Below are 15,141 nucleotides of genomic sequence, written 5' to 3'. Positions count from 1 at the left end.
TTCTCCCCATAATATAGCAGTCTTTATTCAAGTGAGGTGAGAAATCAAAAATCCCTAACGAGAAATCTCGTCAGGGAGGACAATACGTTATTTGCATGCGGATGAGGATGTTGTAACTCGAAGGCACTCCGGTCGTACGAATCCGACTTCGCCTAAGAATCGTAATGCATCTATCGTCAACTCGTCGAGCTTGATGGATTGAACTTTCGGCTTGGTCTGTTCATCGACCCACACTTTCCAAATCTCGATTTCCTCCGCCGTCTTCAAATGGTCGGTTATATATTCGACGAGCTGTTCTGCTCTCGCATCGGAATAAAGCCAACGCAACTCTACTACGTGCGGTTTTGAAGAATACGCCTCGACGTTCTCCATCGCATAATAGAGACTATGTTTAATCTCAATCTCGTCAAGTTGCTCTTCCGACTCGACGTTCATCAAAATCTTTTCATCACGGTCGAGGTCCTCGACGTCTGTCAGAATGTCAGGCAACACGATGCCTTTTTGGATGGCCTCGTTGATAGATAAGAACTCACCATATGGATTTTCGACTTCTTTTAGTGGGTGATCGCTCACAATAAATTGGAATTCACTCATGTGAAAGCCCCCTCTTGTTTTAGTAATGGGTCGCTATCGTTTCATCGCACGAATGGATATGAAAAGACCAATCACATATCCGATGATTGAACCGATGACAATACCATATATAAACGGAAAATCAACTAATGAAGAGATGACGATTCCGCTAACCGTGCCAAATACAAGTCCAAGCCCGACTACTGATTCGCGCCATTCGCCCCTCCTCTTCTTTCCACTCATTACATACGAATCGACCATATGAAACGTTTCATCGTCATCTACTATTTTTCATATAAAAAAGGGACCCAGTATTCACTGACCCCCTTCAAAAAACTATTCGACTGTCGAGACCGCCTCAGCGAGTGCTGCCTCTTCTTCATGATATTTCTCGACAAAGGCATCGAGTAACGCTCGTACCTCATCCGTCGATTTCGTTTCCATCAAGTTATGACGGAGCTCGCTCGCCCCACGGAATCCTTTGACATAAATCTTGAAGAAACGGTGCAAGTTCGAAATCGAACGCGGCACGTCTTCTTGGAATTTATCCTGAAGGTCCAGTTGCAGACGCAATAGATCAAGGTGTTCTTCCATCGAGTGTTCGCGAGGCTCTTTCTCGAACGCGAACGGGTTCTTGAAAATCCCGCGACCGATCATGACACCATCGACCCCGTATTTCTCAACGAGCTCGAGTCCCATTTGACGGTCGAGGATGTCCCCGTTGATGGTGATGAGCGTATCCGGGGCGATCTCGTCCCGCAACTTCACGATGTCCGGGATCATTTCCCAGTGCGCGTCGACTTTACTCATCTCATTGCGCGTGCGCAAGTGAATCGACAAGTTGGCGATGTCTTGTTTCAAGAGATGCGTCAACCAGTCACGCCACTCATCGAGCTTCGCGTAGCCGAGTCGCGTTTTGACGCTGACAGGGAGACCACCGGCTTTTGCTGCTTGAATGAGCTCAGCCGCAACTTCCGGACGGAGAATAAGACCGCTCCCCTTCCCACGTTTCGCCACGTTCGGGACCGGGCAACCCATATTGATATCGAGTCCTTTATAGCCCATCTCGGCCATCCCGATACTCATTTGACGGAAATATTCCGGATTGTCTCCCCAGATGTGGGCGACCATCGGCTGTTCGTCCTCAGTGAACGTCAAACGACCACGGAGGCTACCTTTTCCTTCCGGATGGCAATAGCTGTCCGAGTTCGCGAATTCTGTGAAGAAGACGTCCGGGCGTCCCGCGTGGGCGACGACATGACGGAAGACGACATCGGTCACATCTTCCATCGGGGCAAGTATAAAGAACGGACGCGGAAGGTCGCGCCAAAAGTTTTCTTTCATCGTAAAATCAGTTCCTTTCATCCATACAGTCCAACAAAATCACTCATCTATTCTATTATGTCCGTCGGATTGTATCAACTGACATTACTCATGATCCGTTTCTTTCGAGCGAATGAGTTGAAAAAAGTGCGGGAATCCTTCGGTCAATAAGTAATGAAGCACACGATTCGTGTATTCCGGTTCAATCGTTCCCGTGCGAAGTAGCGTCTGCAGCACCATCCCGTCAATCCCGGCCATCGTCCATGTCGCGACCGCCCGAGTCATCGGCCCTTGCTCGACTCCGTAAGCCCGTACAAAGATCGCCTCAATCCGTGTAATCCAGTCTTGATATTTCTCTCTGAACTTTTGTTCGATGTCCTCATTGCCAATCATCGCTTCGTGGGCGAGATAAAATTGAAGTCGGCTCTCCGCATCTTTTTGAAGGCGCTCCTGCATACCTTCATAGATTTCCTGAATAATCACCGCCGCTTCCTTTCGATCGTCATGGGAGACGGTCTCAATGCGTTTTACCTCACCGAGCCCCTCGTCCATCACGTCATATAGAATCGCCTCTTTGGACGTGTAGTAATGATAAATCGCACCCGTACTGAATCCGGCCCGCTCCGCAATCCCTCGGAGCGTCGTGCCTTTGATGCCCTGTTCGACGATGATTTCACGCGCAGCTTGTAAGATTTTCAACTTTCCTTCGTTCATCATCATCTCGCACCCTCCTCTGTTTTCAACGCTCATTATACCATAATGATGTGGCAAACTTTCGACACTTCCATGTGAGCTCCCACCCCCTATTGACAGCGCTTACAATAGTTTGTTACACTTTTCACATAAACATAACGAACGTTCGGTATGTTTAGTCACTGCATTTATTTCTGTTTATCTCATTTTCGAAAGGAGTGTCATGTTATGTTTTTCTTCGAATCAATGCCTTGGTATAACGTCGTCATGTGGTTCGTCGTCCTTGGACTGCTGATGGGGTTTAACGAGTTCGTCCGTTCTGGTAAACGGGCGAGCCAACTTATGTTCATGGCGTTACCGATCGCACTGACTCCAATCTGGTTGTTTGTCGTCGATTCGGAAATCACGTCGTGGTTCCATTGGGTGAAGGTGTATTCGGCACTCGCCGGCGCGCTCATCTACATGGTCATCCGCTTCACGAACTACCATAAGAAACATCCTTGGTATTTAGTACTCGTCCCGGCCATTCTTGCCATCAATATCATGGAGGCCGTTATACGGGAGTTTCAAGTCGGCTTCATGGGATTTGATGGGGTCGTCGACGGTATGAATTACATCTCCGGTGGGTGGAACTACGTCAACGCCTTCGCCGGAATTTTGAACATCCTCACCATTTGTGGCTGGTTCGGCATCTTTGCGACGTCCGGTAAGCGAGTCGATATGATTTGGCCGGACCAGACGAAATTGTGGATCATCGCATATGGAATCTGGAACATCTCCTACGTCTATTCGTGTGCACCAGGTAACGCATTTTATTCCGGATTTGCGTTGAACATTGCCGCAACCATCCCTGCTCTCCTTTGGGCGAAAGGAACATGGATGCAGAACCGTGCCCAAACGCTCTCGATTTGGATGATGTGGGTCATGACCTTCCCTTACTTCTTTGCGGTCGGCAGTACGTTCAATGTGAGCGTCTCGTATAATCCGGCAGCGAACTGGACGCTCGCCCTCATCAGTCTTGCCCTCAACGTCGTGCTCGCCGTCATGCAGGTATCACGTATTATGAAACGACGTCTCAACCCGTTGAAAGACGAGCTGTGGACCGATACTGAAGAATACAAACGAGTCGATGCGTTACGAGAAACAGAATCACCTAATCCTAAGACAGCATGAAAAAGACGAGCCGCGGCTCGTCTTTTGAGTTCCTAGAAATCAAGATGTTGTACGCTCAGAGTAGTCGCCTTTCCTCCAACCGTGACGTGTGAGATTTCTTCTCCTGCTACAGTTAGTTCTACCAAAATTTCTGACGGAAGTTTCATTCCATATCCTTGCTCCATGACAAGCGTAGACGACTTCTTCAAAACAAGAGATTGCTCGAACAGATAACAAGCCAGCGCACCGTTCGACGTTCCAGTGGCAGATTCTTCATCGATTCCATATAGTGGCGCAAAATTTCGTGTATGGGCGATGCCATCCTCCATCGTTTCAAGAGTGAAAAGATGGTACCCAACCACGTCAGATTGTCGACTGATTTCCTTCACTTTTTCGAAGTCCGGTTGAATAGACAATAGTTCAGTAAGCGATTTGATAGGAATCAGGATATCCCGGAGTCCAGTGAAACCGATCAGAATCGGAAAACGATCATCTAATACCTCAAGCGGAACCTTAAGTGAATCAGCAATTTCTTGATGATTTGTCACGGGTAAAAATTCTGGGAGTCGCTGCTGCATCATAATAGTCAAATCATTTCGGATCTCGACCTCTAACACACCAGCTCTCGTCTCTTGTGTAAATCGTCCACTCCCAAGTAGACCTTGTTCTTTCAATACATGAAACGTTGCAATCGTTGCATGACCACAGAGGTCGACTTCCTCTTCAGGTGTGAAAAAACGGACGCGGACATCCGCATGATGCGATTGACTCACGAAGGCAGTCTCACTGTAACCGACCTTCTTCGCAATCTGTTTCATTTCTAATTCGGTTAAGGCATCTGCATGTAATACGACCCCAGCCGCATTCCCTCCTTCTCCATCTTTTGAAAAAGCATGGACAACATATACATCAATCGATAACATGTTTCAATCTCCTTTAGTCAATCTATAGGATTCTGCAAACTCAACTATACGTTATAATTGCAAGACGACATGATGAAAAATGGGGGGACTTTGATGATTATATGGATTAACGGCGCATTCGGTTCGGGCAAGACAACCTGTGCCAAGCTACTTGAGAAACAGTTGCCGAATGCGTTTCTCTACGACCCGGAACAAGTCGGCTTTTTCATTCGGAACCAATTGCCAAAAAGCCTTCAACAGCCCGATTTTCAGCACCATCCGGAATGGCGGGAGTTCAACTATCGGATGTTGTCGAAGATTGCCACGTCCTTCGATGGGGTCATCCTCGTTCCCATGACATTGGTGGACGCAACGTATGTAGACGAAATCATCGGTCGGCTTCAGCGGGACGGGATCGACGTACGTCATTTGATCCTTGAAGCGCATCGACAAACGCTCGTGAAACGATTGAATAAACGTTTCGAATGGTTCAACTCTTGGGGGAAAGCGCAGATTGTTCGCTGCCAGTCCGCATTTCAATCTGAAATCCATGCAGAAAAAATTGTAACAGATCACCTATCAAAACAAGATGTTGCGCGAGCGGTCGCCGATCATGTCGGTCTCACACTTGCCTCAAAATGATTCAGATTCATACATTGCTTCGGACGGCTCGTCTTCCCATCGGATGACGAGCTCACTTGAATGGGATAGACTCAGCTCCACCGCCTCACACATCGTATCGGTCAACCACATGCAGCGGAACAATAGTTGCCGATATCCGTACAGTTCATCGATGATTTCGAAGCGCCCCATTTTAACAAACTGACCCAATTGTTCGATCGGACATACCGAATAAGACGATTCACCGAAGCGGACGAGCGACGAAGAATCCCGGTCTACGTTCGAGATTGTCACGACGGCACGTCCCGTCCATACCGCTTCTTTCTTGAACAAGTCACGGATGCCATCCGCAAAAACGAGACGGATTGTCGAACCCATAAAAGTCGCTTCCGTGATGACCGCGTCATGCAGGGAAAGCGGGACGTTACGAGTTCGAATCGTATATTGCTTCATTCAATCCCTCCTTTTTTGAAACACATAATTCTCAACTGACTTCGTATACATTGGACCTTTCATCGTCTTCTTCACTTCGGCTACATCGACGTCTTTCCCTTTCGGCAATCGGAAATAATCGTCGAGCCCTGTCTGAATGAGTTCATTTGTACTTCCCATGACCCCAATCAGCTCGAACGTTTTATCGAATTGCGCCAACGTCGCATCTCCATGGCTATCGTTACAGAGCAAGATGCCACGCGGCTTCAAATATTGTTTCGTCGCCTGACCGACAAACCCCGCATATTGCGAGATGATCAAGTCAACGGGTTCGATGTCGAGCGGCTGCGTATAGTCCTGACCAAAAAAATCAATCGTACACGGCTCATCATATTCCTTTCGTTGATCCATCAGCTCCTGTACCGTTTCAATTTGCTTGAAGAAACGAATCGTCCCTTTGAAACTGTCGACATAGATGACATGAGGGATGACGAGGGAAGGGGCGACGTCGACGTGACTCCCTGGATAGAGCGCCTGCTTTACGTCAAAAGTATCAGCAATCGTTTCATAAACTTGTTTTCGGTCCCCGATTTTTTGTGCATACGTCTCATACATTTTTGTCACTTGTTCAAGATTCATCGATATCCCCCTAGTATAAATATCCAAGCAAATCGAGTGTTCCGTCGCTCCATCGTTTGTCTCCCACCTGACGAATCATCAATTCTTCAAACGATGCCTCACCGATTCCGCGTGTCGTCTGATTCTCGTCATTGATTTGAAGCCACGTGCATGTGTTAGATACCGTGTGAAACCCAATGCGTTCGTAGAGGTCTGGTCGGTCTGCGAATAACAGAAGAAAATCGATGGGGTACGTTTCCCCAAGAGCAATGACTTTTTCCATCAGTGCCCGTCCGACCCCACGTCCCCGAACTTCTTCCCGGACACACAAATCGATGATGCCGAGCACGTGAATCGATTCCCCGTTCATATTCATCACACGAAAGTCTAACCCGACTTGTCCAATGATCCGTTCGTCTTCATACGCGATGAGTCGGAAATGGGGTAATTGCTTGAAGTAGCGGCGATTCGGATAAATTGAGGGAAACGCATGTTGTAATAGCTCAGTTAGCTCCTTATCCATCGATTCTGATACGGTCATTTCGAGGTGTTCCTCGATTCTCATATCTTCCCCCCTTCAGATTGAAGGCGCCCATACCGAACAACATGGACCCCGTTCGGCATCAGCTGTTGCTCGATCACGTCGAGGTGTAGTGGCAAGATGTTGCCGTCTGGGAAAAGTCGTTTGCCTGAACCGATGATGATAGGATATACAATCAGTCGAACTTCATCGATGAGGTCGTTCGCGAGTAGCGTATGCACAAGTTCGCTGCTTCCCCAGACGTGTAAATCGGGTCCCTCTTCTTGTTTGAGTCGTTTCAACGCTTCGACTGGTTCTGTCAGAAGCATCGTTGACTCCCATCGTGAATCCTGTGATTGCCGTGTTACCACATACTTCATCGCCCGGTTGGCTTCCGGCCAGACGTCATCGTGGTTCGGCCAGTAACTCGCCCATTGGTCATATGTCTTTCGACCGAGCAACAAATCAAACTCACTATGCATTTGCGTCCGAATCCAAATTCCGAGCTCTTGGCTCGAAAAAGGTTCCGTCCATCCCCCATGCATGAAATCCCCACTCAAATCTTCTTCTCTCCCAGCTGGTGCTTGAATCACCCCATCTAACGACAGATGTTCAAGAACAATGATTTTCCTCATCTCCGACTCCCCTTTCGACTGTTTGCAAAAAAAGCCCCCGATTGATTCAATCGAAGGCATGATACATTCATCTTATTCTACTTTCTCCAACCACGCCACCGTCTCCACATGCGCCGTATGCGGGAACATGTCGACCGGTGTCACTTCCATCAAGCGATAACCTCGGTCGGCGAGGTAACGCATATCGCGCGCCTGCGTCGCGACGTTACACGAGACGTATACGATTCGCTTCGGTCCCATCTCGACCATCGTCTCAAGGAACGATTCGGCACATCCTTTACGTGGTGGATCGACGACGATCACATCCGGGTTCACACCGTCTTTCTTCCACTCTGGAAGCACATCTTCCGCCGCGCCACATGCGTACGTCACGTTATCGATCTCATTGACGAGCGCATTCTGTTTCGCGTCTTCAATCGCTTCCGGTACGACTTCGACACCGTACACATGCGCTGCTTTCCGAGCAAGGAACAGACTGATCGTCCCGATGCCGCAATAGGCATCGACGACTTGTTCCGTACCTGACAGTTGTGCGTACTCCAGCGCTTTCCCGTACAATTTCTCCGTTTGGACCGGGTTGACTTGGAAGAACGAGTGCGGAGAAATCGTGAATGTGAGTCCTGCGATTTTATCCTCAATCGTCTCGTGGCCGTAGAGCAACTTGTTCGTCGCCCCGAGGATGACGTTCGTCTTGTCCGGGTTGACGTTTTGCATGATCGACGTCACGTCTGGAAGACGCTCGACGATATCGGCGACGATCTCATTCACACCTTTTAGCTTCGTCGTCTTCGTGATGAGGACGATCATCAGTTCACCCGAATGGTACCCGTAACGGGCCATCACGTGACGGATGACCCCACGTCCTGTCTTCTCGTCATACGCCGGCACACCGCGAGCATCCAACACATCACGGACGACTTGGATCGCCTGATCATTACGCTCATCTTGAATCAAACATTCATTCATCTCGACGATGTCATGGGAACGAGGACGATAGAAGCCTGAGACGAGACGGTCCCCTTCTTGTTTGAACGGGACTTGTGCCTTGTTGCGGTAGCGCCAAGGTTCTGGCATGCCAATCGTGTCATGGACCGGCACGTCGAACTGCCCGAGACGCTTGAGCGCATCGACGACGCGTTCTCGTTTCTGGCGTAGTTGTCCTTCATAGCTGAAGTGTTGCAGCTGACAGCCGCCACACTGATAAAAAATCGGGCACGGTGGCTCGACGCGGTCAGCGCTCGCTTCTTTCACGTTCAACAATCGGGCGAACCCATACTGCTTGTTCGTCTTCGTCACGACGATTTCGACCGTCTCACCCGGTAACGCGTTCGGGACGAACAACGTATAGCCGTCGACACGTGCCACACCCGCCCCTTCATGGGTCAAGTCGTGGACGTGGACGTCGAGACGATCATTCTTTTTCACTGGTAGCATACGAATGCTCCTTCCATTGCAAATAGGAATGACAGATGTCGTCATTCCTATCTTTTCACTCTGCTTTATCGAGCGAAACATTGAACAATTGCTTGATCATCTGTTCGCGTTCATATTGTGCATTCAAATCTTCCATCTCGCGAATTCGGGCGTTCGGCGCGAGCACCGTCAAGTGACGGAATAAGTTCCGCATTTCACCTGTGCATTCCCCGCCGTACTCACCGTCGATGTTGAGACTCATCGGCTCGGTCGTCTTCATCCGGACGCGGCTCGTCTTCACATGCTCGACGAGTGAGCTTGATAAGTGCTCACCCCGAAGGAGTAAACGGACGACGTGGATGAATTCGAACAAGTTACATTTCCGTAAAATGAACAGATCGAACAACCCGTCATTCAACGACGCGTGTGGTGAGATTTTTTCAAATCCACCGACCGAGTTCGAGTTCGATGTGAGGAAGACCATGACCTCGCCTTGGAACGTTCCTTCATCGTGTTCGAGCTCGATATACGTCGGTTTGATGAGAGGCAGTTTCTCCATCCCTTTCACGTAATACGCGAGCTGCCCGAGTGCTGTCTTCAACTTCGATGGCACCTCATACGAGAGCTCGGTCATGATGCCGCCACCGGCGATATTGATGAAATAGTGAATGTCACCTTTCTCGCCTTCGATTTCCCCAAGGTCGACCGGCATCTCGAATCCGTCACAGATGACGTCGAGTGCACCGACCACACTTAGTGGAATCCGCATCGCCCGGGCAAAGTCGTTCGTCGTCCCGACCGGAATGAGTCCGATCGTCGGACGATTCTCTAGCGGGGCGAGCCCTGAGATGACTTCGTTCAATGTCCCGTCTCCGCCTGCGGCGATGATGAGGTCGAACTCGGCCGCTGAGGCCCGTTTTGCTTCGAGCGTGGCATCACCAATCGCTTTCGTCGCATACGTCGACGTCTCATAACCCGCATCCTCGAGGCGGTTCAAAATGTACGGGAGTTCCCGTTTGATCACTTCTTTACCAGATGTCGGGTTATAAATGACCCGCGCACGTTTCCGTTGCATATTGATTCTCTCCCCTATGCTCAACTCGAGCGAAAAGCGAGACACAAGTGTCTCGCCGCCTGCTTAGCGTTTTGCGATCTCTTCGTGGAACAAGCCATCGAGGAGTGCCGGGTTCGCCATCCCTTTCGTCTGTTTCATGATTTGGCCGATGATGAAGCCTTTCGCACGGTCTTTCCCGTTCTTGAAGTCTTCGATCATTTGCGGATGCGCCTCGAACAATTCGAGGATGTAGCCACGGAGCAAGTTCTCGTCCGAGATTTGGGCGAGTCCGTTCGCTTCCACATACGCTTTCGGATCAGCGCCTTCTTCCATCATCGCCGTGAAGACACGCTTCGCGATTTTCGATGAAATCGTCCCTTCTGCGATCAAGCGGATGAGCTCGGCGAGTGATTCCGGTGTCAACTTCATCGTCTCGACCGTTTCATTCGACTTGTTCAAGTGACCGAGCACTTCACCCATGAGCCAGTTCGCTGCCGCTTTCGGCTCCGCACCGGCCGCTGTCGTCGCTTCGAAGAAGTCCGAGAACTCTCGCGTTGACGTGAGGGCTTTTGCGTCGTATGCCGAGAGACCGTATTGGCTCATGTAGCGTTCACGACGAGCTGCCGGCATCTCTGGAATCGTCGCGCGGATGCGCTCTTTCCATGCCTCATCGATTTCGAGACGGACGAGGTCCGGTTCTGGGAAGTAACGGTAGTCCGCTGCCCCTTCTTTAACACGCATGAGAATCGTCTTTTTCGCCGCTTCGTCGTAACGGAGCGTCTCTTGACGCATGACGCCACCTGAAAGAAGCAATTTGCGATGACGCGTCTCTTCATAGTCGAGTGCCTTTAAGACGTTTGAGAACGAGTTCAAGTTCTTGAGCTCTGTCTTCGTACCGAACTTCTCCTGCCCGAATGGACGGACCGAGATGTTACAGTCACAGCGAAGTGACCCCTCTTCCATCTTGACGTCCGAGACGCCAGCGAACGAGAGGACTTCTTTCAAACGCTCGAGATACGCGACCGCATCTTTCGGTGAGCGCATGTCTGCCTCACTGACAATCTCGATGAGTGGTGAACCGGTCCGGTTGAAGTCGACGACCGAGTGCTTCTCGCCCGTGTGGTTCATCTTCCCGGCATCTTCTTCCAAGTGCACGCGCTCGATGCGGAATCGTTTCATCTCTCCGTCTACTTCGACGTCGACGTGACCGTTTGAACCGATCGGCTTATCAAACTGCGAGATTTGATATGCTTTCGGCGTGTCAGGGTAGAAGTAGTTCTTGCGGTCGAACTTCGTATCTGTCGCAATCTCACAGTTGAGTGCCATTGCCGCTTTGATGGCGAGGTTGACCGCTTCTTCGTTCAATTTAGGCAAGACGCCCGGGTGTCCGAGACAAATCGGACACGTCTGTGTATTCGTTTCGGCACCGTAAGTGCGTGAGCAGCCACACCAAATCTTCGACTTCGTGCTCAGCTCGGCGTGCACCTCGATCCCGATGATCGTTTCAAAGTTCATCGTACGTCCTCCTTAGAGCTGTGGCATCTTGAAACCGCCGTTTGCTTGTTCAAAAGCATGGGCCACGCGGTAAAGTGTTGATTCATCAAAGTAGTTCCCGATAATTTGAAGACCGACCGGAAGTCCTTCTGAAAGACCTGCCGGGACCGAGATGGCCGGGATACCGACCAAGTTGACCGGAATCGTCATGATATCGTTCGCATACATCGTGAGCGGATCGTCGAGCTGTTCGCCGAGTTTGAAAGCTGTCGTCGGAGCAGTTGGTCCAACGATGGCATCATACTCTTCGAACACTTTCGCGAAGTCCTGCTTCATGAGGGTACGGACTTGTTGGGCTTTCTTGTAGAACGCATCATAGTAACCAGAGCTGAGGGCATAAGTCCCGAGCATGATCCGGCGTTTGACCTCGTCCCCGAACCCTTGTTCACGCGAATATGTGAACACTTCGTCGAGCGTGTCCGCTTCGGCGCGACGTCCATAACGGATACCGTCGAAACGAGCCAAGTTCGAAGAAGCTTCTGACGACGCGAGCAAGTAGTACGCCGAGAGGGCATACTTCACAGACGGAATCGAAACCGTCTCGATTGTCGCACCGAGAGACTTGAGCGTCTCGATCGCTTTTTCAATCTGTTCACGGACGCCAGGTGCGACACCTTCTGCCATGAACTCTTCCGGAAGTGCGAACTTCATGCCCGTCAAATCCTGGTTGAGCGCTGCCGTATAGTCCGGCACCTCGACCTCAGCCGACGTCGAGTCCATGTCGCAATGACCCGCAATCGTATTCAATAAGTAAGCATTGTCTTCGACCGTGCGCGTGAGCGGGCCGATTTGGTCGAGTGACGACGCGAAGGCAACGAGACCGAAACGTGAGACGAGACCGTATGTCGGCTTCATCCCGACGACACCACAATACGCGGCTGGTTGACGAATCGAACCACCCGTATCCGAACCGAGGCTGAAGAGGACTTGCCCAGCTGCGACCGATGCTGCTGAACCGCCTGAAGAACCTCCTGGTACACGAGTCGGATCCCATGGGTTACGGACAGGCTTGAACGCCGAGTTCTCGTTTGATGAACCCATCGCGAACTCGTCCATGTTCAACTTCCCGATTGTGAGGGCACCCGCATCATGAAGACGCTCGACGACCGTCGCATCGTGTGCCGGGACGAAGTTCTCGAGGAACGTCGAGGCACATGTCGTCCGCATCCCTTTTGTAACGATGTTGTCTTTCACACCGATCGGCATGCCGAAAAGCGGGTTGTCTGACGTTTTTGCGAGCTCATCCATGCGCTTCGCTTGCTCGAACGCCTCCTCATTGAGCGTCAAAAACGCACCGATTTTATCATCCGTCGCTTCGATGCGGTCGAACGACTCTTTGACGAGGTCCGTGACCGTGACTTCGCCTTCTTTTAATAACGTATGCAGTTTCGCTACACCGTGGTCAAATAAACTCATGAAAGGCCTCCTTACTCAAAGACCGCAGGGACACGGACTTGACCGTTCTCCCAGTCAGGTGCCATCCGTTCGACTTCCTCACGTGGAAGCGATGGACGGACCTCGTCTTTGCGTAGTACGTTTTTCAAATCTAGGGCATGGGTCGTCGGTTCGACGCCCGTTGTATCCAGCTCATCGAGTTGCTCGGCGAACTCGAGAATTTTTGTCAATTGCTCCGTGAAGTGCGTCACTTCTTCATCCGTGATCGCAAGTCGGGCAAGTCCGGCGACGTGCCGAACTTCAGCTTCTGTAATACGAGCCAAAATTCCCACCTCCAACAGTTTTCAATACATCGTTCATTATCATACCACTTTTTCATAAGACAAAAAAGGAAATCTATCTTGTGAGAAAATGTCTCCTTTTTGAGAAACTAGGGAAATCTTCTCCGAATATTGACCCGCTTTCGAAATCAGCTATACGGTCGATGTGCGATTCTGATTATGCTAAAGATAGAAAAGTTTCGTAAGGAGGAATCGTATGTCGATTCGGAATAAACTCATCACTGCGTTTAGCATCATGTTTGTGCTGCTTCTTGGTGTAAGCGGTTACTCTTGGTATGCCTTGAACGCATCAAAAGCAGCCCAGGAGGACATGATCGTCTCTTGGGTACCAGGAATTGACCAGATTCATCAAGTGGATAAGCAATTGCTCGAAATTCGCCGTCATTTGATTCGTCACGCACTCGTCGAGGACGCCGTGACGAAACAAAACATCGAGCGAGACATTCAAGCATCCGTCGCCATCTTAGAACAACGGATGGACGGTTATGAAGCGACGATTATCATGGAAGAAGATCAACAGCTCTTCGATGAAGCCCGTGCGAATTGGGATAACTTCCAAACGGTCATGAATGAACTCATTCGTATTTCGAATGAAGACGGTACAGAGGCCGCAGAAGCGTATATTCGCGATACGGCAACCGCAAGTGCCGATACGCTTTCGAACTCTCTCGGTCTTCTCGTCAACTTGAACCGCGAAGCGATTCAATCGGACACCGCCGCAGCAGCTAAGATGTTTGAGCAAGTTCAGATGTCGCTCTTCATCGTACTTGGTGTCGCGGCTGTCATGACAATCCTCATGATGCTCTTCATCTTCCGCTCCATCTTTGAGCCGCTCAAAGAGTTCAAGACGAAGATGCATGAGCTCGCCACGAGTGATGGCGATTTGACGACATCGATTCCTGTGAAGCGCCGTGACGAGTTTGCCGGACTCGCACGTGACTTCAATCAATTCATCGCCAACTTGCGTCAGTTGATTCTTCAAGTGAACGACGTGACGACAGGCGTGACGAAGCAATCTACTCATATGTATGAAGAGTTGAAAGAACTCGACACATATATGACGACGACCGCTGCGACGACTGAAGACTTGACCGCCGGTATGCAACAGACGGCCGCAAGCGCGCAAGAGATGAACGCTTCCGCCTCGGATATGGAACGGACGATTCATCACATCGTGACGATGGCCGATGAGCGGAAAACCGAAGCGAGACAAATCGATGAACGCGCCCTCTCCCTCAAGTCACATGCGGTAGAGGCGAAAGAGAATGCCATCAGCGTCCTTCAGTCGACACGCACGAACTTGGAGAAAGCGATGCAAGATGCGAAAGCCGTGCGTGAGATCGCGACGCTCACGAACGACATCCTCGATATCGCCGCGCAGACGAACCTCTTGTCACTCAATGCCTCGATTGAAGCGGCACGTGCCGGAGAGGCCGGACGTGGATTCGCCGTCGTCGCCGACGAGATTCGAAAACTCGCCGAAACGAGCCGGGCGACCGTCGAACGCATTCAAGTCATCTCGACGACCGTCCTTCATTCGGTCGATCATTTGAACGAGAGTTCTGGACAGATGCTCCACTTCCTCGACACAAACGTCTTGAAAGATTATGACCAACTTGAAGAGGCAGCCGGACAATATAGCGAGGACGCAGGTCGCTTCGAAACGACCGCGACCGAGTTCGCCGCCGCTGCCGGGGAGCTCGAACAATTGACGTCTAACATGATCGGCGTCATCCAAGACGTCGCAACGACCGTCAACAACGGGGCACTCGGTACGCAAGAAATCGCTGAAAAAGTGACGATGTCCGTCGAACGTTTCGCCGAGTTGAACCATGCGACGGAACAGTCGCAACAAAAGATGGAAGAACTTGATTCACTGATTCGCCAATTCAAGGTATGACAAAAACCCGCCGAC

17 protein-coding genes are annotated in these 15,141 nt (G+C 50.5%); 3 read left to right on the top strand and 14 right to left on the bottom strand.

Annotation, left to right across the window (positions count from 1 at the left end):
- Window positions 1–87: 87 nt before the first annotated feature.
- The 4 genes from KOG47_RS02890 to KOG47_RS02875 all read right to left on the bottom strand — a co-directional run bounded on the left by KOG47_RS02890 (window position 88) and on the right by KOG47_RS02875 (window position 2,616).
- Window positions 88–594 carry a hypothetical protein gene (locus tag KOG47_RS02890; protein ID WP_215243735.1) on the bottom strand — a complete coding sequence of 169 codons (507 nt, stop codon included), beginning with the start codon at window positions 592–594 and terminating at the stop codon, window positions 88–90.
- A 33-nt stretch (window positions 595–627) separates the two neighbouring features.
- Window positions 628–834: a hypothetical protein gene (locus tag KOG47_RS02885; RefSeq protein ID WP_214690598.1), complete on the bottom strand. Its 207-nt coding sequence runs from the start codon at window positions 832–834 to the stop codon at window positions 628–630.
- 75 nt (window positions 835–909) lie between these two features.
- Window positions 910–1,917 (bottom strand): tRNA dihydrouridine synthase, encoded by a 1,008-nt coding sequence (locus KOG47_RS02880; RefSeq protein ID WP_374193976.1) that lies wholly within the window; start codon window positions 1,915–1,917, stop codon window positions 910–912.
- An 84-nt stretch (window positions 1,918–2,001) separates the two neighbouring features.
- A complete protein-coding gene (locus tag KOG47_RS02875) occupies window positions 2,002–2,616 on the bottom strand; it encodes a TetR/AcrR family transcriptional regulator (protein WP_215243734.1) in 615 nt (204 codons plus the stop codon).
- Window positions 2,617–2,817: 201 nt separating this feature from the next.
- On the opposite strand from KOG47_RS02875, the gene KOG47_RS02870 reads away from it, so the two are divergent.
- Entirely contained in the window at window positions 2,818–3,762 is a 945-nt protein-coding gene (locus KOG47_RS02870; RefSeq protein WP_074036132.1) for a DUF5692 family protein, read from the top strand.
- Between the two features lie 32 nt (window positions 3,763–3,794).
- On the opposite strand, the gene KOG47_RS02865 is transcribed toward KOG47_RS02870, so the two are convergent.
- Window positions 3,795–4,664 carry a PhzF family phenazine biosynthesis protein gene (locus KOG47_RS02865; RefSeq protein WP_214690596.1) on the bottom strand — a complete coding sequence of 290 codons (870 nt, stop codon included), beginning with the start codon at window positions 4,662–4,664 and terminating at the stop codon, window positions 3,795–3,797.
- Between the two features lie 93 nt (window positions 4,665–4,757).
- Between KOG47_RS02865 and KOG47_RS02860 the strand changes: the two genes are divergently transcribed.
- Window positions 4,758–5,285 (top strand): AAA family ATPase, encoded by a 528-nt coding sequence (locus KOG47_RS02860; RefSeq protein ID WP_074036128.1) that lies wholly within the window; start codon window positions 4,758–4,760, stop codon window positions 5,283–5,285.
- On the opposite strand, the gene KOG47_RS02855 is transcribed toward KOG47_RS02860, so the two are convergent.
- From KOG47_RS02855 to gatC, 9 genes are all read right to left on the bottom strand, one after another.
- On the bottom strand, window positions 5,277–5,717 hold the full coding sequence (locus KOG47_RS02855; RefSeq protein WP_074036127.1) for a hypothetical protein: 441 nt from the start codon (window positions 5,715–5,717) through the stop codon (window positions 5,277–5,279). The two genes, KOG47_RS02860 and KOG47_RS02855, sit on opposite strands and share 9 nt — an antisense overlap.
- Window positions 5,718–6,335, bottom strand: a complete 618-nt coding sequence (locus KOG47_RS02850) for a hypothetical protein (protein ID WP_215243733.1) — start codon at window positions 6,333–6,335, stop codon at window positions 5,718–5,720.
- Window positions 6,336–6,345: 10 nt separating this feature from the next.
- On the bottom strand, window positions 6,346–6,879 hold the full coding sequence (locus tag KOG47_RS02845) for a GNAT family N-acetyltransferase (protein WP_215243732.1): 534 nt from the start codon (window positions 6,877–6,879) through the stop codon (window positions 6,346–6,348).
- A complete protein-coding gene (locus KOG47_RS02840; RefSeq protein ID WP_215243731.1) occupies window positions 6,876–7,469 on the bottom strand; it encodes a dihydrofolate reductase family protein in 594 nt (197 codons plus the stop codon). Before KOG47_RS02840 ends, KOG47_RS02845 begins: the two co-directional genes overlap by 4 nt.
- Window positions 7,470–7,541: 72 nt before the next feature.
- Window positions 7,542–8,903, bottom strand: a complete 1,362-nt coding sequence (rlmD, locus tag KOG47_RS02835) for a 23S rRNA (uracil(1939)-C(5))-methyltransferase RlmD (protein ID WP_215243730.1) — start codon at window positions 8,901–8,903, stop codon at window positions 7,542–7,544.
- Window positions 8,904–8,958: 55 nt separating this feature from the next.
- Complete coding sequence (locus KOG47_RS02830) at window positions 8,959–9,957, bottom strand: diacylglycerol kinase (protein WP_012727038.1); 999 nt, start codon at window positions 9,955–9,957, stop codon at window positions 8,959–8,961.
- A gap of 63 nt (window positions 9,958–10,020) precedes the next feature.
- Window positions 10,021–11,451 (bottom strand): Asp-tRNA(Asn)/Glu-tRNA(Gln) amidotransferase subunit GatB, encoded by a 1,431-nt coding sequence (gene gatB, locus KOG47_RS02825; protein WP_211782444.1) that lies wholly within the window; start codon window positions 11,449–11,451, stop codon window positions 10,021–10,023.
- Window positions 11,452–11,463: 12 nt separating this feature from the next.
- Window positions 11,464–12,906 (bottom strand): Asp-tRNA(Asn)/Glu-tRNA(Gln) amidotransferase subunit GatA, encoded by a 1,443-nt coding sequence (gatA, locus tag KOG47_RS02820; RefSeq protein ID WP_215243729.1) that lies wholly within the window; start codon window positions 12,904–12,906, stop codon window positions 11,464–11,466.
- Window positions 12,907–12,917: 11 nt separating this feature from the next.
- Window positions 12,918–13,208, bottom strand: a complete 291-nt coding sequence (gene gatC, locus KOG47_RS02815) for an Asp-tRNA(Asn)/Glu-tRNA(Gln) amidotransferase subunit GatC (RefSeq protein WP_012727041.1) — start codon at window positions 13,206–13,208, stop codon at window positions 12,918–12,920.
- A gap of 214 nt (window positions 13,209–13,422) precedes the next feature.
- Between gatC and KOG47_RS02810 the strand changes: the two genes are divergently transcribed.
- On the top strand, window positions 13,423–15,126 hold the full coding sequence (locus tag KOG47_RS02810; RefSeq protein ID WP_215243728.1) for a methyl-accepting chemotaxis protein: 1,704 nt from the start codon (window positions 13,423–13,425) through the stop codon (window positions 15,124–15,126).
- Window positions 15,127–15,141 lie beyond the last annotated feature (15 nt).

It is taken from the genome of Exiguobacterium sp. s121, from assembly GCF_018617245.1.
Lineage (GTDB): Bacteria > Bacillota > Bacilli > Exiguobacteriales > Exiguobacteriaceae > Exiguobacterium > Exiguobacterium profundum.
This window is presented reverse-complemented; position numbering and strand designations above follow the sequence as displayed.

Bases quoted from the DNA above. Each gene is read 5' to 3' on its own strand.
- KOG47_RS02890 (WP_215243735.1), bottom strand. From the start codon at position 594: ATGAGTGAATTCCAATTTATTGTGAGCGATCACCCACTAAAAGAAGTC.
- KOG47_RS02885 (WP_214690598.1), bottom strand. From the start codon at position 834: ATGGTCGATTCGTATGTAATGAGTGGAAAGAAGAGGAGGGGCGAATGG.
- KOG47_RS02880 (WP_374193976.1), bottom strand. From the start codon at position 1,917: ATGAAAGAAAACTTTTGGCGCGACCTTCCGCGTCCGTTCTTTATACTT.
- KOG47_RS02875 (WP_215243734.1), bottom strand. From the start codon at position 2,616: ATGATGATGAACGAAGGAAAGTTGAAAATCTTACAAGCTGCGCGTGAA.
- KOG47_RS02870 (WP_074036132.1), top strand. From the start codon at position 2,818: ATGTTTTTCTTCGAATCAATGCCTTGGTATAACGTCGTCATGTGGTTC.
- KOG47_RS02865 (WP_214690596.1), bottom strand. From the start codon at position 4,664: ATGTTATCGATTGATGTATATGTTGTCCATGCTTTTTCAAAAGATGGA.
- KOG47_RS02860 (WP_074036128.1), top strand. From the start codon at position 4,758: ATGATTATATGGATTAACGGCGCATTCGGTTCGGGCAAGACAACCTGT.
- KOG47_RS02855 (WP_074036127.1), bottom strand. From the start codon at position 5,717: ATGAAGCAATATACGATTCGAACTCGTAACGTCCCGCTTTCCCTGCAT.
- KOG47_RS02850 (WP_215243733.1), bottom strand. From the start codon at position 6,335: ATGAATCTTGAACAAGTGACAAAAATGTATGAGACGTATGCACAAAAA.
- KOG47_RS02845 (WP_215243732.1), bottom strand. From the start codon at position 6,879: ATGAGAATCGAGGAACACCTCGAAATGACCGTATCAGAATCGATGGAT.
- KOG47_RS02840 (WP_215243731.1), bottom strand. From the start codon at position 7,469: ATGAGGAAAATCATTGTTCTTGAACATCTGTCGTTAGATGGGGTGATT.
- rlmD (WP_215243730.1), bottom strand. From the start codon at position 8,903: ATGCTACCAGTGAAAAAGAATGATCGTCTCGACGTCCACGTCCACGAC.
- KOG47_RS02830 (WP_012727038.1), bottom strand. From the start codon at position 9,957: ATGCAACGGAAACGTGCGCGGGTCATTTATAACCCGACATCTGGTAAA.
- gatB (WP_211782444.1), bottom strand. From the start codon at position 11,451: ATGAACTTTGAAACGATCATCGGGATCGAGGTGCACGCCGAGCTGAGC.
- gatA (WP_215243729.1), bottom strand. From the start codon at position 12,906: ATGAGTTTATTTGACCACGGTGTAGCGAAACTGCATACGTTATTAAAA.
- KOG47_RS02810 (WP_215243728.1), top strand. From the start codon at position 13,423: ATGTCGATTCGGAATAAACTCATCACTGCGTTTAGCATCATGTTTGTG.